General features: G+C 68.8%; 19 protein-coding genes and 1 tRNA gene. 9 read left to right on the top strand and 11 right to left on the bottom strand.

What is annotated here, in order from left to right:
* Positions 1-190: 190 nt before the first annotated feature.
* From ACWGIS_RS13350 to rpmH, 8 genes are all read right to left on the bottom strand, one after another.
* The gene (locus ACWGIS_RS13350; RefSeq protein ID WP_453362509.1) at positions 191-1,288 is read right to left on the bottom strand and encodes a ParB/RepB/Spo0J family partition protein; all 1,098 of its coding nucleotides are present in this window, start codon (positions 1,286-1,288) and stop codon (positions 191-193) included.
* Positions 1,285-2,358 carry a ParA family protein gene (locus tag ACWGIS_RS13345; RefSeq protein WP_453362527.1) on the bottom strand — a complete coding sequence of 358 codons (1,074 nt, stop codon included), beginning with the start codon at positions 2,356-2,358 and terminating at the stop codon, positions 1,285-1,287. The genes ACWGIS_RS13350 and ACWGIS_RS13345 overlap by 4 nt, the downstream gene beginning before the upstream one ends.
* Positions 2,359-2,713: 355 nt before the next feature.
* A complete protein-coding gene (gene rsmG, locus ACWGIS_RS13340) occupies positions 2,714-3,430 on the bottom strand; it encodes a 16S rRNA (guanine(527)-N(7))-methyltransferase RsmG (RefSeq protein WP_453362508.1) in 717 nt (238 codons plus the stop codon).
* A 158-nt stretch (positions 3,431-3,588) separates the two neighbouring features.
* Positions 3,589-4,098 carry a Jag family protein gene (locus ACWGIS_RS13335; RefSeq protein ID WP_453362507.1) on the bottom strand — a complete coding sequence of 170 codons (510 nt, stop codon included), beginning with the start codon at positions 4,096-4,098 and terminating at the stop codon, positions 3,589-3,591.
* Positions 4,099-4,113: 15 nt separating this feature from the next.
* Positions 4,114-5,397 carry a membrane protein insertase YidC gene (gene yidC / locus ACWGIS_RS13330; protein ID WP_453362506.1) on the bottom strand — a complete coding sequence of 428 codons (1,284 nt, stop codon included), beginning with the start codon at positions 5,395-5,397 and terminating at the stop codon, positions 4,114-4,116.
* 3 nt (positions 5,398-5,400) lie between these two features.
* Positions 5,401-5,766, bottom strand: a complete 366-nt coding sequence (yidD, locus tag ACWGIS_RS13325; protein ID WP_121405002.1) for a membrane protein insertion efficiency factor YidD — start codon at positions 5,764-5,766, stop codon at positions 5,401-5,403.
* On the bottom strand, positions 5,763-6,134 hold the full coding sequence (rnpA, locus tag ACWGIS_RS13320) for a ribonuclease P protein component (RefSeq protein WP_355792493.1): 372 nt from the start codon (positions 6,132-6,134) through the stop codon (positions 5,763-5,765). Before rnpA ends, yidD begins: the two co-directional genes overlap by 4 nt.
* An 18-nt stretch (positions 6,135-6,152) precedes the next feature.
* Positions 6,153-6,290 carry a 50S ribosomal protein L34 gene (gene rpmH / locus ACWGIS_RS13315; RefSeq protein WP_006381191.1) on the bottom strand — a complete coding sequence of 46 codons (138 nt, stop codon included), beginning with the start codon at positions 6,288-6,290 and terminating at the stop codon, positions 6,153-6,155.
* A gap of 398 nt (positions 6,291-6,688) precedes the next feature.
* On the opposite strand from rpmH, the gene dnaA reads away from it, so the two are divergent.
* The 9 genes from dnaA (at position 6,689) to ACWGIS_RS13270 (ending at position 19,907) form a co-directional block, all read left to right on the top strand.
* The gene (dnaA, locus tag ACWGIS_RS13310) at positions 6,689-8,785 is read left to right on the top strand and encodes a chromosomal replication initiator protein DnaA (RefSeq protein WP_453362505.1); all 2,097 of its coding nucleotides are present in this window, start codon (positions 6,689-6,691) and stop codon (positions 8,783-8,785) included.
* A gap of 1,211 nt (positions 8,786-9,996) precedes the next feature.
* Positions 9,997-11,127, top strand: a complete 1,131-nt coding sequence (gene dnaN / locus ACWGIS_RS13305; protein ID WP_453362504.1) for a DNA polymerase III subunit beta — start codon at positions 9,997-9,999, stop codon at positions 11,125-11,127.
* A 138-nt stretch (positions 11,128-11,265) separates the two neighbouring features.
* Positions 11,266-12,141, top strand: coding sequence for a phosphogluconate dehydrogenase (NAD(+)-dependent, decarboxylating) (gene gnd / locus ACWGIS_RS13300; protein ID WP_453362503.1), 876 nt, complete (start codon positions 11,266-11,268; stop codon positions 12,139-12,141).
* 134 nt (positions 12,142-12,275) lie between these two features.
* Entirely contained in the window at positions 12,276-13,400 is a 1,125-nt protein-coding gene (gene recF / locus ACWGIS_RS13295; protein ID WP_453362502.1) for a DNA replication/repair protein RecF, read from the top strand.
* Positions 13,397-13,972, top strand: a complete 576-nt coding sequence (locus tag ACWGIS_RS13290) for a DUF721 domain-containing protein (RefSeq protein ID WP_453362501.1) — start codon at positions 13,397-13,399, stop codon at positions 13,970-13,972. The genes recF and ACWGIS_RS13290 overlap by 4 nt, the downstream gene beginning before the upstream one ends.
* Positions 13,973-14,249: 277 nt before the next feature.
* A complete protein-coding gene (gene gyrB, locus ACWGIS_RS13285) occupies positions 14,250-16,352 on the top strand; it encodes a DNA topoisomerase (ATP-hydrolyzing) subunit B (RefSeq protein ID WP_453362500.1) in 2,103 nt (700 codons plus the stop codon).
* A 42-nt stretch (positions 16,353-16,394) separates the two neighbouring features.
* A complete protein-coding gene (gene gyrA, locus ACWGIS_RS13280) occupies positions 16,395-18,989 on the top strand; it encodes a DNA gyrase subunit A (RefSeq protein ID WP_453362499.1) in 2,595 nt (864 codons plus the stop codon).
* A gap of 18 nt (positions 18,990-19,007) precedes the next feature.
* Positions 19,008-19,718 carry a DUF3566 domain-containing protein gene (locus ACWGIS_RS13275; RefSeq protein WP_453362498.1) on the top strand — a complete coding sequence of 237 codons (711 nt, stop codon included), beginning with the start codon at positions 19,008-19,010 and terminating at the stop codon, positions 19,716-19,718.
* A 112-nt stretch (positions 19,719-19,830) separates the two neighbouring features.
* Positions 19,831-19,907 (top strand) — tRNA-Ile (locus ACWGIS_RS13270).
* Between the two features lie 55 nt (positions 19,908-19,962).
* Here ACWGIS_RS13270 and ACWGIS_RS13265 read toward each other — a convergent pair.
* The 3 genes from ACWGIS_RS13265 to repSA are packed head-to-tail and all read right to left on the bottom strand — an operon-like array spanning position 19,963 to position 22,696.
* Positions 19,963-21,120 (bottom strand): tyrosine-type recombinase/integrase, encoded by a 1,158-nt coding sequence (locus ACWGIS_RS13265; RefSeq protein ID WP_453362497.1) that lies wholly within the window; start codon positions 21,118-21,120, stop codon positions 19,963-19,965.
* Positions 21,120-21,308, bottom strand: a complete 189-nt coding sequence (locus ACWGIS_RS13260) for a helix-turn-helix domain-containing protein (protein ID WP_453362496.1) — start codon at positions 21,306-21,308, stop codon at positions 21,120-21,122. Before ACWGIS_RS13260 ends, ACWGIS_RS13265 begins: the two co-directional genes overlap by 1 nt.
* Positions 21,305-22,696 carry a replication initiator protein RepSA gene (gene repSA / locus ACWGIS_RS13255; RefSeq protein ID WP_453362495.1) on the bottom strand — a complete coding sequence of 464 codons (1,392 nt, stop codon included), beginning with the start codon at positions 22,694-22,696 and terminating at the stop codon, positions 21,305-21,307. The genes ACWGIS_RS13260 and repSA overlap by 4 nt, the downstream gene beginning before the upstream one ends.
* Positions 22,697-22,698: the final 2 nt, after the last annotated feature.

Here is a 22,698-nt window from a genome sequence, read left to right as displayed (position 1 = left end):
GCTCACGGTTCGCATGGCCCCCGCCTCCCCGATCAAGGTGCCCGCCAGGTGGATGCGCCATACCCGTTCGCATCGTATCCACGATGCGATTCCATAGATACCGCCAGAAAGCAAAGAGCGGGCCGTCTTCCGGTACACACCGGACACGGCCCGCTCAGGTGGTGGAACGATCCGCCCACCGCCCGCCGACTCAGCCTTCGGTCTCCTCGGCGGCGTCGTCCACAAGACTCTTCTGCAGGACCGGCCCGACCCCGGGGGCAAGGCTCCCGAGGATCCGCTCCAGGTCCTCGACCGAGGCGAACTCGACGGTGATCTTGCCCTTCTTCTGTCCCAGGTCGACCTTCACCCGCGTCTCGAAGCGGTCCGAGAGCCGCGTCGCGAGTTCGCTCAGCGCCGGGGAGAGCACGGCCCCGGCCCGCGGACCCTTGGAGCGCGGCGCTGTCTGCGGCCGCGAACCCATGAGGGTGACGATCTCCTCGACGGCCCGTACCGACAGCCCCTCGGCCACGATCCGATGGGCGAGCCGGTCCTGCTCCTCCGAGTCGTCGACGGAGAGCAGAGCGCGGGCGTGCCCCGCGGACAGCACCCCGGCCGCCACCCGCTTCTGGACCGAGGGAGAGAGCCTCAGCAGACGCAGGGTGTTGGAGACCTGCGGGCGCGACCGGCCGATACGGTCCGCGAGCTGGTCATGGGTGCAGTTGAAGTCCTTGAGGAGCTGGTCGTAGGCGGCCGCCTCCTCCAGCGGGTTCAGCTGAGCCCGGTGCAGATTCTCCAGGAGCGCGTCCAGGAGAAGCTTCTCGTCGTCCGTGGCCCGCACGATCGTGGGGATCGCCTCGAGTCCTGCCTCCCGGCAGGCCCGCCAGCGCCGCTCACCCATGATGAGCTCGTAGCGCGCCGGTCCCACCTGGCGCACGACGACCGGCTGGAGCAGTCCGACCTCCTTGATGGAGGTGACCAGCTCGGCGAGAGCGTCCTCGTCGAAGACCTCACGGGGCTGCCGCGGGTTCGGGGTGATCGAGTCGAGCGGCAGCTCGGCGAAGTGGGCGCCGACCGGTTCGGCCGGCGTCTCCACGGTCGCGTAGCTGGGCGGCTCCTCCGTTTCACGTGAAACCGGAGGAAGCGTGGCGACCTTGGCCGCCGCGATACCGCGCTCGGCGGTGAGTACGGGTACGGACGCCGGCGAAGTGGACGCGCCACTCGCAGCCGGGGCCCCCATCTTTTCCCCTGTCGGGGCAGCAGGGATCAGTGCGCCGAGACCTCGGCCCAACCCCCTCCGTCGCTCGCTCACTGGATCCCCTCCACCATGTTCCGGCCGTTCTGTGCGCCCACGTGGGCATGCTGCGCGTCATAAGCCAATCCGACGCCGCGCAACGCGATTTCCCGTGCCGCCTCCAAGTAGGAGAGGGCACCGCTCGATCCTGGATCGTAGGTCAGCACCGTCTGCCCGTAACTGGGGGCCTCCGAGATACGGACCGAGCGCGGGATGCTCGTCCGCAGCACCTCGTCGCCGAAGTGGCTGCGCACCTCGTCCGCCACCTGGGACGCCAGTCGGGTCCGGCCGTCGTACATGGTGAGCAGGATGGTCGACACGTGCAGGTTCGGGTTGAGGTGGCCCCGTACCAGATCGACGTTGCGCAGGAGCTGCCCGAGGCCTTCCAGCGCGTAGTACTCGCACTGGATCGGGATCAGGACTTCCGCTCCGGCTACCAGAGCGTTGACCGTGAGCAGGCCGAGGGACGGCGGGCAGTCGATGAGGATGTAGTCCAGCGGCTGCTCGTAGGCCTGGATCGCCCGCTCCAGTCGACTCTCCCGAGCCACCAGGGACACCAGCTCGATCTCCGCACCGGCGAGATCGATGGTGGCAGGCGCACAGAAGAGTCCCTCGACATCCGGGACCGGCTGGACGACTTCGGAAAGCGGCCTGCTGTCGATCAGCACGTCGTAGATCGAGGGCACTTCGGCGTGATGGTCGATGCCCAGTGCGGTGGAGGCGTTGCCCTGAGGGTCGAGGTCGATCACCAGGACGCGGCTGCCGTGCAAGGCGAGCGACGCGGCCAGGTTGACCGTGGTCGTGGTCTTACCCACCCCGCCCTTCTGGTTGGCGACCACCATGACGCGTGTCTGCTCCGGCCGCGGCAGGCCTTCGCCGGCACGGCCAAGAGCCTCCACTGCCAGTTGGGCAGCACGACCGATGGGAGTGTCGTCCATCGGGGGCGGTGTTTCACGTGAAACATCGTCCCCCATCGACTCGGTACGGGGACCGGGGACCGGATCGGTCATCGGTCCCGCGATGTTGGCGTCGGACCGCAAGGATTCACTCTCCTCGACTTCAGGCTCGCAATGAACAGAGCCTCCCATGTCTTCGGGGTCGTGAACCAGCGAGGCCCGTGGTTCTGTGGAGAAATCCACCTCTGTGGACAACTCCGCAGCCTCTTCGAGTGAACCGAGAGGTTTCCGATCGCGAGGTTCGGCCGCGGCGCGGCCGCGACTGATGATGCCGTGCAGCAGTGAGCGACGTTTCACGTGAAACACGATGCATAGCGACTGCTGCCATATCGGGGCGACACTCCGGTATGGGTAGGTTTGGCAGCTTGTGTGGCGTACGGCTCGTCGTCAGGACGGATCAACGGAGAGAGTGCGCCGACGTGACAAAAAACTCTCGGCTCCGCGGGGCGGAGCCGAGAGTTCGGGCTTGTGACGCGACGGCCGGACGTCAGCGGCGACGTCGTGTGCGCGTGGTCCTGGCCGCCTTGGCGCGCTTCGCCGCGAAGCGCACCCCGCCCGGGCTCTCCCCTACCTCCACGCGCACCACGGTGGAGAGGGGATCCACGACACCTTCGCCCACATGGAGGATGGACGTCCCGACGGCACCGAGCTTGCTCAGTGCCGTCGCAGCGCTCTTGAGCTCCTCCTCGGCGGTGTCCCCCTTGAGTGCCAGCATCTCGCCGTACGGCCGCAGCAGGGGGATGCCCCACGTGGCCAGCCGGTCCAGCGGCGCGACGGCGCGAGCGGTCACCACATGGACCGGCGGCAGCTTGCCCATGACCTCCTCGGCCCGACCGCGCACGACGGTCACGTGGTCCAGGCCCAGCAGCTCGACCACCTCGGTGAGGAAGGTGGTCCGGCGCAGAAGCGGCTCGAGCAGCGTGATCTTGATGTCGTCGCGGACGAGGGCCAGGGGGATGCCGGGCAGGCCGGCACCGGAACCGACGTCGCAGACGGTCACGCCCTCGGGAACGACCTCAGAGAGCACCGCACAGTTCAGCAGGTGGCGCTCCCACAGCCGGGGCACCTCACGGGGGCCGATCAGCCCGCGCTGCACTCCCGCCTCGGCCAGCAACTCCGCGTACCGGACCGCGTCCGCGAAGCGATCGCCGAATACCGCGCGTGCCTCCTCGGGCGTAGGGGGGAGCTCCGCTGCCTCCGTCACGGGGACCGTCCTTCCGTACCGCATAAGCGCACCGAGCGCTGACTTCCAGGACTCTCAGGGACTACAGCTGCCGGGACCGCAGCTGCCGGGGACTACCAGGCTGACAAAGATCGGCCCCGTCTGCGCAACAGACGGGGCCGGAGAAACGTACGTACCGATCAGGCGGGAAGCACGACGACGAAGCGCTCCGGCTCCTCGCCCTCGGACTCGCTGCGCAGGCCCGCGGTCTTGACCGCGTCGTGGACCACCTTGCGCTCGAAGGGCGTCATCGGGTCCAGCTTCACGGGCTCACCGGAACTCCTGGCCTCGGCCGCGGCCTTGGCGCCGATCTCGGAGAGCTCCTCACGCTTCTTCGCGCGGTAGCCCGCGATGTCCAGCATGAGGCGGCTGCGGTCGCCGGTCTCCCGGTGCACGGCCAGCCGCGTGAGCTCCTGGAGGGCCTCCAGCACCTCGCCGTCCCGGCCGACCAGCTTCTGCAGGTCACGGCCGCCGGCGTCGCTGATGATCGAGACAGCGGCGCGGTCGGCCTCGACGTCCATGTCGATGTCACCGTCCAGATCGGCGATGTCGAGCAGACCCTCGAGGTAGTCCGCCGCGATCTCGCCCTCCTGCTCCAGGCGGCTCAGGGTGTCGCCCTCGGCGGCGGCGGAGGTGGTGCCTTCCGTCACGGGATGGACTCCTTCTTACTTCTTGGACGGGGACTTGGGCCGCTGCGGACCCTTGCGCCCGGACTGGGCTTTGCTGCGGGTACCGGTGCCGGGCGGGGTCGCGCCACCTGCCGGCTTGGCGGTGCCGGGCGCGGCGTCCTGCGGCTCGTCGGACTTGGTCAGCGAGGTCTTGGGCTCGGCCTCGGCCGCTGCCTTGGCCGCGGCGGACTGACGCTGGGACTTCGACTGCCGCTTCGGCTGCTGACGCTTGGGGGTGGCGACGACGGTCGTCGTCGTGGTGCCGTCCTCGGTCTCCGTGACCGTCGCGTTCTCGCTCTTCGCGACCGTGCCGTCGGCCTGGGCCGCGAGGCCCGCCTTCGTCAGGCTGTTGATGAACTTGCGCTCGAACTCGTTGCGGTCGCGGCCCTTGGCGACGATGGCCTTGACGATGGCCTTCTCGCCACGCCGGCGGACCTTGCCGTGGCTGACCACGTGCTTCTGCAGGCGCTCGAGGTAGGCGGCCTGCGCCTTGCTGCCCGGGGTCGGGTTGTTGCGGATGACGAACATCTGCTGGCCCATGGTCCACACGTTGGTGGTCAGCCAGTAGACGAGGACACCGACCGGGAAGTTGATGCCGAAGACGGCGAACATGACCGGGAAGACGTACATCAGCATCTTCTGCTGCTGCATGAACGGCGTCTTCACCGTGGTGTCGACGTTCTTCGTCATCAGCTGGCGCTGCGTGTAGAACTGCGACGCGGACATCATGACGATCATGACCGCGGTCACGACGCGGACGTCGGTGAGGGTGGCGCCGAGGGAGGAGACCTTCTCCGCGCCGTCCGTGAACTTCGCCGCTAGCGGGGCGCCGAAGATGTGCGCCTTACGGGCGCTCTCCAGCAGCTGATCGTCGATGACGCCGATCGTCTTGCCGGTCGCGATGCCGTTGAGCACGTGGTACAGGGCGAAGAAGAACGGCGACTGCGCCAGGATGGGAAGGCACGAGGAGAGCGGGTTGGTACCCGACTCCTTGTACAGCTTCATCATCTCTTCGGACTGGCGCTGCTTGTCGTTCTTGTAGCGCTCCTGGATCTTCTTCATCTCGGGCTGCAGCGTCTGCATCGCCCGGGTCGCCTTGATCTGCTTCACGAAGAGCGGGATCAGGCAGATACGGATCAGGATCACCAGGGACACGATGGACAGGCCCCAGGCCCAGCCCGTGTCAGCCCCGAAGAGCTTTCCGTACACGGAGTGGAACTGGACGATGACCCAGGAAACGGGTGTCGTGATGAAGCTGAAGAGACTGGCAATCGTGTCCACTAATCAGGCTCCTTGAGCATGGGACGGGGTCTCGGCGGCCGGGCTCGAGGGATGGTCGGACATTCCATGCCCTTCGATGGCCGGTTCGGCGGCGGAGGTCCCGCCCTTGCGTGCACGCCAGGCGTTGCGGAGCATCTCGTGCCACCGCGGACGCTTGCGCTGCGGAACATGGTCCACACCGCCCAGCGACCACGGATTGCACCGGAGGATGCGCCAGGCGGTGAGTGCCGTTCCCTTGACCGCACCGTGCCGGTCGATGGCCTGGTAGCCGTAGTGGGAGCACGACGGGTAGTACTTGCACACCGGCCCGAGCAAGGGGCTGATGGTCCACTGGTACAGCTTGATCAGCGCCAGCAGCGGGTACTTCATCGCGCGCCCCCTCCCAGCAACCGCTCCAGGGCGGCATCCAGGTCTCGGGCCAGCTGTGCATGGTCGGCGTCGCCCGCACCGGGCAGCGCTCGTACTACTACCAGGCTACCGGGGGGCAACAGGGCCACACGGTCCCGCATCAGATGGCGAAGCCTGCGCTTCACCTTGTTGCGTACGACCGCCCCGCCCACGGCCTTGCTGACAACGAAACCCGCACGCACCGGGGGAGCGCTCTCCCCAGGCGCGTGCGGGTCCGTTGCACCGCTACGTAGATGGACGACGAGAAGCGGGCGTCCGGCCCGGCGTCCTCGGCGTACCGCGGTCGCGAAGTCCTCGCGCCGCCTCAGCCGATGCTCGGTAGGCAGCACGTCATGACCTGTTGGTGATCAGGCGGACAGGCTGGCGCGACCCTTGCCACGACGGTTCGCGAGAATCGCGCGGCCGGCACGGGTGCGCATCCGCAGGCGGAAGCCGTGGGTCTTGGCGCGACGACGGTTGTTCGGCTGGAAGGTGCGCTTGCTCACTCGGGGGCTCCAGAAAGAATCGGTGGTGGCGGGGTGCCGTCCTGGCTGTCACCGTGCGCCCACGAGTAGCTCGTATTACGCCCGAGTGCACCGCTTCCCGATCACTGGACGTGACCTGTGCCCATCGGAGGCAGGCGGCAGCAGCCATCGACAACTCGACCTGGTTACGGTACGCGCGGCTACGCCATCCGGTCAAACCAGCCTCTCGCAAGGGACACTGTCCACAGGCTGGGGACAACAACTTGAACCGCATGGGTCGGCCTGACTACCGTGGCCGAACTCCGATTCGTTCCCTTCTCCCTGCGCCATCTGATTCGTTCCCCCCTGCCCCACCCGAGTTGCATCCCGACCCGTTCCCAGAACCACACGTTCGTGGGACCCATGAGAGAGCGTGCCCTGTGGCTGACGTACCTGCCGATCTTGCCGCAGTGTGGCCACGAGTACTGGAACAACTCCTCGGTGAGGGCCGCGGGCAGGGTGTGGAGGCGAAGGACGAGCACTGGATCAAGCGCTGCCAGCCCCTGGCCCTCGTCGCGGACACCGCGCTGCTCGCGGTTCCGAACGAGTTCGCGAAGGGCGTACTCGAAGGCCGGCTCGCCCCTGTCGTCAGTGAGACGCTGAGCCGCGAGTGCGGCCGGCCGATCCGCATCGCGATCACGGTCGACGACACCGCGGGCGAGCCCTCCGGCCCGCCCGCGCCGCCCCGCTACGAGGAGTCCGAGCTCCCCGCCGGTCCCGACCAGGGACGCGATCCGTACGACGGGCAGGGCCGCGACGGACGCGACGGACGTGATGGATACGACGGCTCCGGACGTGACACGCGGGACGGCCGCGACTCCCGTGACAGCCGCGACCCTCGGGACGGCCGTGACGGACACGGTCAGGGCGGCCGGCACTCGCGCGACAGCCGGGACGGCTACGACCAGGGCCGCGACGAGCGGAACCCCTACGACGGCCAGGGCCGCGACGGTTACGAGCGCTACGGCCGGCACCGCGCCGACGACCACCGTTCCGGCCGCCCGGAGCAGCTGCCGCAGGGTCCCGGCGACCATCTGCCGACCGCCCGCCCGGCCTACCCGGACTACCAGCGCCCCGAGCCGGGCGCCTGGCCGCGTCCGTCGCAGGACGACTACGGGTGGCAGCAGCAGCGGCTCGGCTTCCCGGACCGGGACCCGTACGCGTCGCCCTCGCAGGACTACCGCCCGCAGGCGATGGACCGTCCGCCCTATGAGCAGCAGCGCCAGGACTACGACCAGTCGCGCTCCGACTACGAGCAGCAGCGTCAGGACTACGAGCCGCGCGACGGCCGGCGCGACCTCGACCGGCGCGACCTCCAGGAGCCGCCGTCGCCCTCCGGTCATGTGCACCGCGGCGGCCCGGTGGGCTCCGCGCTGCCCGCGGCGAGCGGTGCCCCCGGCCCGCTGGCCGCCCAGCCCGCCCCGGCGGCCGGTCCCGGTGAGCCCACCGCCCGCCTCAACCCGAAGTACCTCTTCGACACCTTCGTCATCGGCGCCTCGAACCGCTTCGCGCACGCCGCCGCCGTCGCCGTCGCCGAGGCGCCCGCGAAGGCGTACAACCCGCTCTTCATCTATGGGGAGTCGGGCCTCGGCAAGACGCATCTGCTGCACGCGATCGGGCACTACGCCCGCAGCCTGTACCCCGGCACGCGCGTGCGGTACGTGAGCTCGGAGGAGTTCACCAACGAGTTCATCAACTCGATCCGCGACGGCAAGGGCGACAGCTTCCGCAAGCGGTACCGCGAGATGGACATCCTGCTGGTCGACGACATCCAGTTCCTCGCGGACAAGGAGTCGACGCAGGAGGAGTTCTTCCACACCTTCAACACGCTCCACAACGCGAACAAGCAGATCGTGCTGTCCTCGGACCGGCCGCCCAAGCAGCTGGTGACGCTGGAGGACCGGCTGCGCAACCGCTTCGAGTGGGGTCTGATCACGGACGTCCAGCCCCCGGAGCTGGAGACGCGTATCGCGATCCTCCGCAAGAAGGCGGTGCAGGAGCAGCTCAACGCCCCGCCGGAGGTCCTGGAGTTCATCGCCTCCCGGATCTCGCGGAACATCCGCGAACTGGAGGGCGCGCTGATCCGGGTGACGGCGTTCGCCTCGCTCAACCGGCAGCCCGTGGACCTCGGACTCACCGAGATCGTCCTCAAGGACCTCATCCCGGGCGGTGAGGACTCCGCTCCCGAGATCACGGCGACGGCCATCATGGCGGCGACGGCCGACTACTTCGGGCTCACCGTGGAGGACCTGTGCGGGTCCTCCCGCAGCCGCGTCCTGGTGACGGCCCGCCAGATCGCCATGTACCTGTGCCGGGAGCTCACCGATCTGTCGCTGCCGAAGATCGGCGCGCAGTTCGGCGGCCGGGACCACACGACCGTCATGCACGCCGACCGCAAGATCCGCGCGCTGATGGCGGAGCGGCGCTCGATCTACAACCAGGTCACCGAGCTGACGAACCGCATCAAGAACGGCTGACGGCAGGGCTACGGCCGCACAGGCGCTCCCGGGCTTCTCCCCGGGGGCGCCTTTCGCCGTCCCCGGGGAGACTGCCTGTGCATCCCCCGGCGCCCCCACGGCGTCCCCGGCACCGTCAGTGGCCCCGGCCGGCTCCCGGCTCCCCCAGGCGCTCGTCCGGATCGGCGGACGCATCCCCGGGGGTCGGCTTACGGGTCCTCACTCGCGATCACCGGAGCCACGGGAAGGGACCGCGAACCCCGCCACGGCCTCCTCGCCCGGTCCTCGGAGCACGCCCGTAAGGGTTCTCTCGCGCCTGCGGAGTTCCCTCAGGAGGTCTCTCCCGGGCTGCCGAACCGGCTCCGACGTCCCTCCGCGGCCCTTCCGCGGCCCCTCCGAAGGCGTTTCCACCCCCGGAACGGGCCCGCGCACCGACGCCGAACCGTCATCCACTGTTCGAATAGCGGCGGGGTTACGGCCGCCCTCCACAGATCCGGGGACTTTCTTTCCTCCACATGCTGGGGACCGCGAAGTTGTCCATACGGTGTCCACAGGAGACCCTGTCGAAAGTCGTTCGGGCCAGGTCAGGTGCCTGTGGATCGGTGGACGAAGGATGTCCACAGACTGTGGACGAAGAAATGATCCACAGGCTGTGCACGGAGTTGTCCACCGGCGGCCCACAGGAACGAGCTGGTTGTCCCCAGCCTCTCGCGGCTTCTCCACATGCCTGTCCACTGTTCGGCAATGCGGCGCGCCTTCTCACCGGGTCGAGTGAAAGGCGTCACACGAAGCTGCCTGGTTGGCCTGTGGGGAACCTGGGTAAAACTGGGGACGGCGTTGGGGAGAAGTGCCCTCAGCCTGTGCATCGGGTGTGCAGAACTTTTCCCCGTCCACAGCGAACCCCGGTTGTCCACCGCCTTCGCCCACAGGCCCGGTGGACAAAATTTGCCCTCTGAGCTGCGAAAACGGGGTTATCCACGGTTTCCACAGCCCCTACTACTACTCCCAACTAGAGAGAGCTGGGAATCCGTTTCGAAGTGGGGGCTGTGCACAACTCGGGGTCGGGAGCTCCGGTGCCGCCCGGTACGACTTGACCGAGGGGGGCACCGACTGTCAGTGCGGTGCGTCAGACTGGTCCCCGGTGTCCTTCCCGTCACAGGGACCGACGACACCGAGTCAGACAGCGAAGGCCAGCAGGGCGAGAGCGCCGGCAACAGACGGAGGCGGCAACGGTGAAGATCCGGGTGGAACGCGACGTACTCGCGGAGGCAGTGGCCTGGGCGGCACGCAGCCTCCCGGCCCGTCCGCCGGCGCCTGTCCTCGCCGGCCTCCTGCTGAAGGCCGAGGACGGCTCCCTGAGCCTGTCCAGCTTCGACTACGAGGTCTCGGCCCGCGTCTCCGTGGACGCCGAGATCGACGAGGAGGGCACGGTCCTCGTCTCCGGCCGCCTCCTCGCCGACATCTGCCGCGCGCTCCCCAACCGGCCGGTGGAGATTTCCACAGACGGTGTACGGGCGACCGTGGTCTGCGGATCCTCGCGGTTCACCCTCCACACCCTGCCTGTGGAGGAGTACCCGGCGCTGCCGCAGATGCCGTCGGCGACGGGCACGGTCCCCGGTGAGGTGTTCGCCTCGGCGGCCGCCCAGGTGGCCATCGCCGCCGGCCGTGACGACACGCTGCCGGTGCTCACCGGTGTGCGGATCGAGATCGAGGGCGACACCGTCACCCTGGCCTCCACCGACCGCTACCGCTTCGCGGTCCGCGAGTTCCTGTGGAAGCCGGAGAACCCGGACGCCTCCGCGGTCGCCCTGGTGCCCGCCAAGACGCTCCTGGACACCGCCAAGGCCCTCACGAGCGGCGACAACGTGATCCTGGCGCTGTCCGGCTCAGGCGCGGGCGAGGGACTCATCGGCTTCGAGGGCGCCGGCCGGCGGACGACCACCCGTCTGCTCGAGGGCGACCTGCCGAAGTACCGCACGCTGTTCCCGACGGAGTTCAACTCCATCGCCGTGATCGAGACCGCCCCCTTCGTGGAGGCCGTCAAGCGTGTGGCCCTGGTCGCCGAGCGGAACACCCCGGTGCGCCTCAGCTTCGAGCAGGGCGTGCTCATCCTGGAGGCCGGCTCCAGCGACGACGCACAGGCTGTGGAGAGGGTCGACGCCCAGCTGGAGGGCGACGACATCTCGATCGCCTTCAACCCGACGTTCCTGCTCGACGGCCTGAGCGCCATCGACTCGCCCGTCGCCCAGCTCTCCTTCACGACCTCGACCAAGCCCGCCCTGCTCAGCGGCAGGCCCGCGCCGGACGCCGAGGCGGACGAGGCCTACAAGTACCTGATCATGCCGGTGCGCCTCAGCGGCTGACCCGGGGCGGGCGAAGTCCGCAGGTCGGGGCGTACGCCTGAGCGGCTATGCCCACAGGTGTGCGTGAGCGTCCGGGTTTAGGCTCGGACGAGGCACGAAAGTGCACTCACGCCACGTCGAAAACCTAAGGAACAACTGATGGAGCTCGGTCTCGTCGGCCTCGGCAAGATGGGCGGCAACATGCGCGAGCGGATTCGCCGCGCAGGCCACACCGTCATCGGATACGACCGCAACCCGGACGTCGCCGATGTCCACAGCCTGGAAGAGCTCGTGGGCGGGCTCAAGGGCCCGCGCGTGGTGTGGGTGATGGTCCCGGCCGGTGCCGCGACCCAGTCCACCATCGACGAGCTGGCCGCCCTCCTGGAGCCGGGCGACGTCGTCGTGGACGGCGGGAACTCCCGCTGGACGGACGACGAGAAGCACGCCGTCGAACTCGGCATCAAGGGCATCGGCTTCGTCGACTGCGGAGTCTCCGGCGGCGTCTGGGGCCTGGAGAACGGCTACGCGCTGATGTACGGCGGTGCCCCGGAGGACGTCGCGAAGGTGCAGCCGGTCTTCGACGCGCTCAAGCCGGAGGGCGACTTCGGATCGGTGCACGCGGGCAAGGTCGGCGCCGGCCACTTCGCGAAGATGGTCCACAACGGCATCGAGTACGCCATGATGCAGGCCTACGCCGAGGGCTGGGAGCTGCTGGAGAAGGTCGACTCCGTCACCGACGTGCGCGAGGTCTTCCGGTCCTGGCAGGAGGGCACGGTCATCCGCTCCTGGCTGCTCGACCTCGCCGTCAACGCCCTGGACGACGACGAGCACCTGGACAAGCTCAAGGGCTACGCCCAGGACTCCGGTGAGGGCCGCTGGACCGTCGAGGCGGCCATCGACAACGCGGTCCCGCTGCCCGCGATCACCGCGTCGCTGTTCGCCCGCTTCGCCTCGCGGCAGGAGGACTCGCCGCAGATGAAGATGATCGCCGCCCTGCGCAACCAGTTCGGCGGCCACGCCGTCGAGAAGAGCTGATCCACACCCTGGGGACGACGTCCCCGGGGAACGACCCGGTTGTCCACAACCGGGGACGACCGTGGGCCGGGACTGACCCGGCCCACGGGAAGGAACACCCGAAGCACCACGTTGGGGGAGGTCGGCGAACGACCATGCACGTCACGCATCTGTCGCTGGCCGACTTCCGCTCGTATCCCCAGGTGGAGGTCCCGCTCGACGCCGGTGTCACCGCGTTCGTGGGCCCCAACGGCCAGGGCAAGACGAATCTCGTCGAGGCGGTCGGCTACCTCGCCACCCTCGGCAGCCACCGGGTCTCCTCGGACGCGCCCCTGGTCCGCATGGGCGCCGACCGCGCGATCATCCGGGCCAACGTCCGGCAGGGCGAGCGCCAGCAGCTCGTCGAGCTGGAGCTGAACCCGGGAAAGGCCAACCGCGCGCGCATCAACAGGTCCTCCCAGGTCAGGCCCCGTGACGTGCTCGGGATCGTCCGGACGGTGCTGTTCGCCCCCGAGGATCTCGCGCTGGTCAAGGGCGACCCAGGGGAGCGGCGCCGCTTCCTCGACGAGCTGATCACCGCCCGCTCCCCGCGCATGGCGGGCGTCCGCTCGGACTACGACCGGGTCCTGCGGCAGCGCAACACCCTCCTCAAGTCGGCCGCCCTCGCCCGGCGGCACGGCGGCCGGACCATGGACCTGTCCACGCTCGACGTGTGGGACCAGCACCTCGCGCGTGTGGGCGCCGAACTCCTCGCCATGCGCCTCGACCTGGTCGCCGCGATCCAGCCACTGGCCGACAAGGCGTACGAGCAGCTGGCACCCGGCGGCGGCCCCATCGCCCTGGAGTACAAGCCGTCCTCGCCGGAGATCGCCGGCCACGCGCGCGAGGAGCTGTACGAACAGCTCATGGCCGCCCTCGCGGAGGCCCGCAAGCAGGAGATCGAGCGGGGCGTGACCCTGGTGGGCCCCCACCGCGACGAACTGCTCCTCAAGCTCGGCCAGCTGCCCGCGAAGGGGTACGCGTCCCACGGCGAGTCCTGGTCGTACGCGCTGGCGCTGCGCCTGGCCTCGTACGACCTGCTCAGGGCCGAGGGCAACGAGCCCGTGCTCGTTCTGGACGACGTGTTCGCCGAACTGGACACCCGTCGGCGCGAGCGGCTCGCCGAACTGGTCGCGCCGGGCGAGCAGGTGCTCGTGACGGCCGCGGTGGACGACGATGTGCCGGGCGTCCTCGCTGGGACGCGGTTCGCCGTGTCGGAGGGCACGGTGGAGCGCGTATGACGGAAAACACACCGGGAGCCGCCGGGGACGTCCCCGGGGGTGCGTCCGGGGGCGCGGCCAAGAAGATCCCCGAGCCGTCGGGCGTGGACCTCGCGCGCGTGGCCCTGCGCGCCGCGAAGGAGCAGGCACGCGCGCGTGGGGACGCGGCACAGCAGAAGAAGCAGGCGCGGCGCGGTGGCGGACTGCGCTCCGGCGCGCGCGCCGACGGGCGGGACCCGATGGCGCTGGGCGCCGCGATCAACCGGCTGCTCACCGAGCGGGGCTGGGAGGCCCCGGCCGCGGTGGGCGGCGTGATGGGCCGCTGGCCGCAGATCGTCGGAGACGACCTGGCCAAGCACTGCGTGCCCCAGAAGTACGACGAGGACGAGCGCGTGCTGACCGTGCAGTGCGATTCGACGGCCTGGGCCACGCAGCTGCGGCTGCTGGCCCCGCAGCTGGTCGCACGGCTCAACGAGGACCTCGGACACGGCACCGTGAGGGTGATCAAGGTGCTCGGCCCCGGTGGCCCCGCCCGCCGTTTCGGCCCCCTGCGCGCCCCTGGCAGCACCGGCCCCGGTGACACCTACGGGTGACCTGACTCGTCAGTAGCTAGGGGTTGACACCCGGAAGCGCTGAGTGCCTCCGTGAGCCTCTTGGAGCCCCGTTCCGCATATGGGGAGTCGCGAGAGACCGGTTGAGGGCGGCACATGCGGACTCAGGTACCCGCAAACCCCCATCACTGTCGGCGCTACCGGTAGACTGGAAGCCAATCCCGCCCCGCTTGCGGGGAGCTTCGGGAAAAGGTGTGCAAGGCAGGCTTACCAACGCAACACGCCGCAGCCGCTCCGGCCACCGCCGGAAGCTTGGTTCGTGCTGTGCCAGAAAGGGCGCTTCGTGGCCGATTCCGGCAACCCCAACGAGAACATCGCCGCTACCGAAACGGATGAGGAGGGTAAGGCGCCCCGCTCAGAAGCACACGCCGGCACAGCTGAGGCCCAGGGCGTTGCGTACGACGCCAGCGCCATCACCGTCCTCGAAGGGCTGGACGCGGTCCGCAAGCGGCCCGGCATGTACATCGGCTCGACCGGTGAGCGCGGCCTCCACCACCTCGTGTACGAGGTCGTCGACAACTCCGTCGACGAGGCCCTCGCCGGTCACGCGGACACGATCGAGGTCACGATCCTCGCCGACGGCGGCGTACGGGTCGTCGACAACGGCCGCGGCATCCCGGTGGGCATCGTCCCGTCCGAGGGCAAGCCGGCCGTCGAGGTCGTGCTGACCGTGCTGCACGCGGGCGGCAAGTTCGGCGGCGGCGGTTACGCGGTCTCCGGTGGTCTGCACGGCGTGGGTGTCTCCGTCGTGAACGCGCTGTCCACGAAGGTGGCCGTCGAGGTCAGGACCGACGGCCACCGCTGGACGCAGGACTACAAGCTGGGCGTCCCGACGGCCCCGCTGGCCAAGCACGAGGCGACCGACGTCACGGGCACGTCGGTCACGTTCTGGGCCGACGGCGACATCTTCGAGACCACGGACTACTCCTTCGAGACGCTCTCGCGGCGCTTCCAGGAGATGGCGTTCCTCAACAAGGGCTTGACGATCAAGCTCACGGACGAGCGTGACTCCGCGAAGGCCGTGACCGGTGCGGACGAGGCGGGTGCGGACGAGAACGACGAGGTCAAGACCGTCACGTACCACTACGAGGGCGGCATCGTCGACTTCGTGAAGTACCTCAACTCCCGCAAGGGCGACGTCATCCACCCCACGGTGATCGACATCGAGGCCGAGGACAAGGAGCGCCTGCTCTCCCTCGAGGTCGCGATGCAGTGGAACAGCGGCTACAGCGAGGGTGTGTACTCCTTCGCCAACACCATCCACACGCACGAGGGCGGCACGCACGAAGAGGGCTTCCGGGCCGCTCTGACGGGTCTGATCAACCGGTACGCGCGCGACAAGAAGCTGCTGCGCGAGAAGGACGACAACCTCACGGGCGACGACATCCGCGAGGGTCTGACGGCGATCATCTCGATCAAGCTCGGCGAGCCCCAGTTCGAGGGCCAGACCAAGACCAAGCTGGGCAACACCGAGGCGAAGACCTTCGTCCAGAAGGTCGTCCACGAGCACATCAGCGACTGGCTGGACCGCAACCCGAACGAGGCCGCGGACATCATCCGCAAGTCGATCCAGGCGGCCACCGCGCGCGTGGCGGCCCGCAAGGCGCGCGACCTCACCCGCCGCAAGGGCCTGCTGGAGTCGGCGTCCCTGCCGGGCAAGCTCTCCGACTGCCAGTCGAACGACCCCACCAAGTGCGAGATCTTCATCGTCGAGGGTGACTCCGCCGGCGGTTCGGCCAAGTCCGGCCGCAACCCGCAGTACCAGGCGATCCTCCCGATCCGGGGAAAGATCCTCAACGTCGAGAAGGCGCGGATCGACAAGATCCTGCAGAACCAGGAGATCCAGGCGCTGATCTCCGCCTTCGGCACCGGAGTCCACGAGGACTTCGACATCGAGAAGCTCCGCTATCACAAGATCATCCTGATGGCGGACGCCGACGTCGACGGCCAGCACATCAACACCCTGCTGCTGACCTTCCTGTTCCGCTTCATGCGGCCGCTGGTCGAGGCCGGGCACGTCTTCCTGTCCCGCCCGCCGCTCTACAAGATCAAGTGGGGCCGTGACGACTTCGAGTACGCCTACTCGGACCGCGAGCGCGACGCCCTGATCGAGCTCGGCCGCCAGGCGGGCAAGCGGGTCCGGGAGGACTCGATCCAGCGCTTCAAGGGTCTCGGCGAGATGAACGCCGAGGAACTGCGCATCACGACGATGGACCAGGAGCACCGCGTCCTCGGCCAGGTCACGCTGGACGACGCCGCCCAGGCCGACGACCTGTTCTCGGTCCTCATGGGCGAGGACGTCGAAGCACGCCGCGCGTTCATCCAGCGCAACGCCAAGGACGTCCGCTTCCTCGACATCTGAGTCGGTCTCAGCTGACCGCCGCAGAAAGGATCTTCACCAGCAATGGCCGACGAGAACACTCCGAGCATCCCTGACGAAGAGGGCGAGATCGCCCTGCGCGTCGAGCCCGTCGGGCTCGAGACCGAGATGCAGCGCTCCTACCTCGACTACGCGATGTCCGTCATCGTGTCGCGCGCGCTGCCCGACGTACGGGACGGCCTCAAGCCCGTCCACCGCCGCGTCCTGTACGCCATGTACGACGGCGGCTACCGGCCCGAGAAGGGCTTCTACAAGTGCGCCCGCGTCGTCGGCGACGTCATGGGCAACTACCACCCGCACGGCGACTCCTCGATCTACGACGCGCTGGTCCGCCTCGCGCAGCCGTGGTCGATGCGGATGCCGCTGGTGGACTCCAACGGCAACTTCGGATCTCCCGGCAACGACCCGGCGGCCGCCATGCGGTACACCGAGTGCAAGATGATGCCGCTGTCCATGGAGATGGTCCGCGACATCGACGAGGAGACCGTCGACTTCACGGACAACTACGACGGCCGCTCCCAGGAGCCGACCGTCCTCCCGGCCCGCTTCCCGAACCTGCTGATCAACGGCTCCGCCGGTATCGCGGTCGGCATGGCCACCAACATCCCGCCGCACAACCTGCGCGAGGTCGCGTCCGGCGCCCAGTGGTACCTGGAGAACCCGGAGGCCTCGCACGAGGAGCTCCTGGACGCGCTGATCGAGCGCATCAAGGGCCCGGACTTCCCGAGCGGCGCCCTCGTGGTGGGCCGCAAGGGCATCGAGGAGGCGTACCGCACCGGCCGCGGCTCCATCACGATGCGCGCGGTCGTCGAGGTCGAGGAGATCCAGAACCGCCAGTGCCTGGTGGTCACGGAACTCCCCTACCAGGTGAACCCGGACAACCTCGCGCAGAAGATCGCCGACCTCGTCAAGGACGGCAAGATCGGCGGCATCGCCGACGTCCGCGACGAGACCTCGTCCCGCACCGGCCAGCGCCTGGTCATCGTCCTGAAGCGCGACGCGGTCGCCAAGGTCGTGCTGAACAACCTGTACAAGCACACCGACCTCCAGACGAACTTCGGCGCCAACATGCTGGCGCTCGTCGACGGCGTGCCGCGCACCCTCTCCCTGGACGCGTTCATCCGGCACTGGGTGGCGCACCAGATCGAGGTCATCGTCCGCCGTACGAAGTTCCGGCTGCGCAAGGCCGAGGAGCGCGCGCACATCCTGCGCGGCCTCCTGAAGGCCCTGGACGCCATCGACGAGGTCATCGCGCTGATCCGGCGCAGCGACACCGTCGACATCGCGCGCGAGGGCCTGATGGGCCTCCTGGAGATCGACGAGATCCAGGCCAACGCCATCCTCGAGATGCAGCTGCGCCGACTGGCCGCCCTGGAGCGCCAGAAGATCATCCAGGAGCACGACGAGCTCCAGGCCAAGATCCGCGAGTACAACGAGATCCTCGCCTCGCCGGTGCGCCAGCGCGGCATCATCAGCGAGGAACTCAACGCGATCGTCGAGAAGTTCGGCGACGACCGGCGCTCCAAGCTGGTCCCCTTCGACGGCGACATGTCCATGGAGGACCTGATCGCCGAAGAGGACATCGTCGTCACCATCACGCGCGGCGGCTACATCAAGCGGACCAAGACCGAGGACTACCGCTCGCAGAAGCGCGGCGGCAAGGGCGTCCGCGGCACGAAGCTCAAGCAGGACGACATCGTCGACCACTTCTTCGTGTCCACCACGCACCACTGGCTGCTGTTCTTCACGAACAAGGGCCGGGTCTACCGCGCGAAGGCGTACGAGCTGCCGGACGCCGGCCGTGAGGCGCGCGGACAGCACGTCGCGAACCTGCTCGCCTTCCAGCCGGACGAGGCGATCGCCGAGATCCTGGCGATCCGCGACTACGAGGCGGCGCCCTACCTGGTCCTCGCCACCAAGGGCGGACTGGTCAAGAAGACGTCTCTGAAGGATTACGACTCCCCGCGGTCCGGTGGCGTCATCGCGATCAATCTCCGCGAGACGGAGAGCGGTTCGGACGACGAACTGATCGGTGCTGAGCTGGTTTCGGCGGAGGATGATCTGCTGCTGATCAGCAAGAAGGCGCAGTCCATCCGGTTCACCGCCACGGATGACGCGTTGCGCCCGATGGGCCGTGCCACCTCGGGTGTCAAGGGCATGAGTTTCCGCGAGGGCGACGAGCTGCTCTCGATGAATGTTGTTCGACCCGGTACGTTCGTGTTCACTGCTACGGACGGCGGGTACGCGAAGCGGACCGCTGTCGACGAGTACCGCGTCCAGGGTCGCGGTGGCCTGGGCATCAAGGCCGCCAAGATCGTCGAGGACCGCGGCTCCCTCGTCGGTGCGCTGGTGGTCGAGGAGACCGACGAGATCCTCGCCATCACGCTGTCCGGCGGTGTGATTCGTACGCGAGTCAACGAGGTCAGGGAGACGGGCCGTGACACCATGGGCGTCCAACTGATCAACCTGGGCAAGCGCGATGCCGTGGTCGGTATCGCTCGGAACGCCGAGGCCGGTCGCGAGGCGGAGGAAGTCGACGGCGTGGACGCCGACGACGACACCGCCGAAGCGGTCGCGGCCGCGGGAACGGACGAGGGCGAGCAGACCCCGGCCGAGTAGCGCGAGGAGTGAGTCATCGTGAGCGGAGCCACGGGCGCCGGAACGACCGGTAAGGAAACGGACGGCGGCCGTGGCTCCGCCACTGATGCGACCGACTCCCATGACTCCCATGGATCCCAGGGGGGAACTGTGACGGACACCCGAGGTCCGCAGGCACAGCAGTACGCGGCCGGAGCGGGCCCCGCGGCTCCGGAGACACCGGCGTCCACGGCGGCCACTGCGCCCGCCGGCTCCGCCCTCCCGGGGGAACGCCAGCCGCAGCAGGCCGCCGCCGGCCCCTACCACCCGCCGCAGGCCTACCAGCCGGCTCCGGCGGGCGCGGTACGCCGTCCGCGCACCGGCGCCCGCACCACGCCCCGCACCCGCAAGGCGCGGCTCCGGGTGGCCAAGGCCGACCCGTGGTCGGTGATGAAGGTCAGCTTCCTGCTCTCCATCGCGCTCGGCATCTGCACGATCGTCGCGGCGGCGGTGCTGTGGATGGTCATGGACGCGATGGGCGTCTTCTCGACCGTCGGCGGCACGATCTCCGAGGCCACCGGCTCGAACGAGTCGAACGGCTTCGACCTCCAGTCGTTCCTGTCGCTGCCGCACGTCCTGATGTTCACGACGATCATCGCGGTCATCGACGTCGTGCTGGCCACGGCGCTGGCGACGCTCGGCGCGTTCATCTACAACCTCTCCGCGGGCTTCGTCGGAGGCGTTGAGCTGACCCTGGCCGAGGACGAGTAGCAGCGGCTCTCCGGGGCCGCCCGCAGGCCCCGGGATACCGATTTTGGGACTGGCCGCGTCGTGCGCTAATCTTCAGAGGTCAGCGCGCGGGACATACACCGCAGAGCGCGGCGGGGCTATAGCTCAGTTGGTTAGAGCGCATCCCTGATAAGGATGAGGCCACAGGTTCAAATCCTGTTAGCCCCACCAGTGCAAAGACCCCCAGTCGATACCGGCTGGGGGTCTTTGACATCCACGGCTGACATCAGCCGATCAGCGGATCTTCCAGAAGCTCGGCGAGCATCGCCACGGCTTCGCGTTCGCCGTCGCCCACCACGTGCGTGTAGACGTCCATGGTCATGCTGATCTGGCTGTGCCGCAGGATCGCCTGCGCGACCTTGGGATGCACTTTCAGGAACGCCAGCAGGGTCCCGCAGGTGTGCCGGGCGAGCCGGACCGTGATGCGGCGGACACCGGCCCGCTTCACCAGCCGCTCGAAGCTCCGAGAAAAGCCCATCGGGTCGATCGGGCCGCCCCGCTCGGACGAGAAGACGAGATCCTGCCCCGGCTCCTGGGCCCAACAGTCGCCGACGATCCGGCGTTCCAGGTCCTGAAGCTCCCGACGCTCGCGAAGAGCCCGGGCACAGAACTCGGGCAGCGGCAGCACGGCCTGAGAGGACTCGGTCTTGAGGTCCTTGAGGACCAGGCCGGCGCCCTTGACCCGCTGCACCTGCTTGATGGGCGTGAACTGTCCCCGGTCGAAGTCGATGTCCTGCCAGCGCAAGCCCAGGACCTCGCTGCGACGCAGGCCGAGAACGAGCACCAGGACGCAAGCCGCGTAGAGCCGGTGCGCGCGGGAAGCCCGCAAGAAGGCAACGGCCTCCTGAGCGTTCCAGGGCCGAGCCTCGCCCTTGCTGACCTTGGGCATGTCCACCAGCAGCGCGACATTCCGCGTCACCAGCTCCTCGCGCATGGCGCGGTTCAGGGCGTTGCGGAGGACGCGCAGCACCTCGAACCGGGCAGCAGCGCCGACACCGTCCGCCTTGAGCTTCGCCATGAAGGTACGGATCTGCGCGGGCGTCAGCCTGATCATGGCCTTCTTGCCGAGATGCGGGACCAGGTACAGCCGCACCTTGGACTCGTACTTCACGTACGTGTTGTGCTCCCGCTCTGGTTTCACGATGTGCTCCAGCCAGTAGGCCAGCCACTCGCCGAGGCTCCACGAGCGGGAGGGGACGGGAACGCCGTTGCGCTCCTGGTCCTGGAGCTTGCCGAGCTTCTCGTTCGCCTCGTCCCAGGTCCGGCCGTACACGTACTTGCGCACGCGGTTGCCGTCCGTGTCGGTGACGTAGGCAGCGCCCTGGTACCGGCCATCGGACCGCTTCGCGATGGTGCCGCCGCCGTTGGGCCGACGCTTGGCCATCAGGCAGCCTTCCCGATCTGACCGACGATGAAGTCACGGACGGCGTCATCCGGGATGCGACGGCATCCGTCGACCTTGATGGACACGAGGCGGTGAGTGCGGATGAGGTCATAGACCTTGGTCCGTCCCACCTTGAGCCGCGCCATGACCTCTGGGACGGTCAGTAGCTCCGGGGCAGCGGTGGTCATGTAGCGGCTCCTTCCAGGTCGAGCAGGGCGGGTAGTTCCTCGCGGGCGATCTCGCGGTTGAGCTGGATGTCCCGCCGGATGCTGGCGGCGAGCCAGGATTCACCGGGGGTGTGGCCGTGGCCGGCGTAGGTCCAGTGGGCGAGGGTGAGCGTGGTGGCCTCTTCGGCGTCGGGGTCCGGCAGGCCGAGGGCGGCGCGTTGCTGGGCGGCGCGGTAGTCGGCGCGGGTCTGGCGGAGGGCGCCGAGGGTGGTGGAGTAGCGGCGGGACTTGGTGGAGAAGTGGCCCCGGAAGCCGAGCATGTGAGCCCAGTCCCAAAGCTTTCGGTCCGGGTAGAGGGCGTGCAGGTCGAGGCACGCGGCGATGAGCCGGGCGGGGTGAGCGGGTACGCCGAGCAGCGCCAGGGCCTCTTTGTTGCCGATGCGGCGATCCACGGTGCCGGTGGTCTCGGCCGCCTTGGTGGCGTACTTGGCGACGTAGGAGGCCACCGCCTGTTCGGTGATTTCCTCGCCGTTGCCGAAGGCCCGGATCGTGCGGACGTCCAGCTGCGTGCCCCAGCGCAGAGTCCGGGCAGGCTGGTCACCGCTGGGGGGCACGTCTACGGCGACGCGAGCAGCAGCGGCGTGGATGGAGTCGGTGAGAAGGTCGAGGGTCGCCCACGCCGGGGGCGGATCGTCGGGTCCTTCGGGGCCGTCGAAGCGGATCACGGCGTGGAAGTGGACGGCTCCGCGCTTCTGGTACTCCGCGACCTTGCCGAAGGAGACGCGCGACTGTTCCCGTGCCGCCTTCTGCGTGAGACCAGCCCGCTTGGCGATCTCGCGGCGCAGGTAGATCGTGAAGTAGCGCCACAGCTCGGAGGCATGGTTGTTCCACAGCACCGCGCCTGCGTAGTCGTAGGCATCCGGGTCGAGCGGGGTGCCCAACTCCGGGGCGTCCTCGAGGTGGCGGGCGCCGCAACGGCACGGCCGGTTGCCGGGCCGGTTGTGCACAGGGCCGAAGGACGGAGCGGTGAGCGTGGCAAAGACCCTCGGGTGGTCCCGGACGGTGTCCGGGGTGCCCTTGGCGGGGTCGCCGACCAGTCCGGCGCGGATGAGGTGGTACGTGTCCCCCGCGTACGTCCAGGCGCAGGCCGGGCAGCGCGAGGCACGGCGATTGCCGCACGCGATGCGCAGGCGTCCTCCGGGCTCGGCGTCGGTCGAGTATCGGTGCAGGACGTGGCGGGTCTGGGCGTCGCGGACGACGACGGAGCCTTGCAGGTGGATGGGGTCGGAGCAGCCGCCGGTACGGCGGATCTGGTCTTGGATGCGATCGAAGCCGGTGGACCCGGCCAGCCTCAGCACGTCGGCGAGGGTGGCCGGGTCCAGGCCCGCCATGGTGGCGGTGTTGGTCACGT

The organism is Streptomyces sp. NPDC054842 (genome assembly GCF_053611025.1).
This window is presented reverse-complemented; position numbering and strand designations above follow the sequence as displayed.

Coding starts and splice junctions, on each gene's coding strand:
- ACWGIS_RS13265 (WP_453362497.1), bottom strand. CDS start 21,120: ATGGCCAAGCGTCGGCCCAACGGCGGCGGCACCATCGCGAAGCGGTCC.
- recF (WP_453362502.1), top strand. CDS start 12,276: ATGCACGTCACGCATCTGTCGCTGGCCGACTTCCGCTCGTATCCCCAG.
- gyrA (WP_453362499.1), top strand. CDS start 16,395: ATGGCCGACGAGAACACTCCGAGCATCCCTGACGAAGAGGGCGAGATC.
- ACWGIS_RS13290 (WP_453362501.1), top strand. CDS start 13,397: ATGACGGAAAACACACCGGGAGCCGCCGGGGACGTCCCCGGGGGTGCG.
- ACWGIS_RS13345 (WP_453362527.1), bottom strand. CDS start 2,358: ATGGGAGGCTCTGTTCATTGCGAGCCTGAAGTCGAGGAGAGTGAATCC.
- ACWGIS_RS13260 (WP_453362496.1), bottom strand. CDS start 21,308: ATGACCACCGCTGCCCCGGAGCTACTGACCGTCCCAGAGGTCATGGCG.
- gnd (WP_453362503.1), top strand. CDS start 11,266: ATGGAGCTCGGTCTCGTCGGCCTCGGCAAGATGGGCGGCAACATGCGC.
- yidD (WP_121405002.1), bottom strand. CDS start 5,766: ATGAAGTACCCGCTGCTGGCGCTGATCAAGCTGTACCAGTGGACCATC.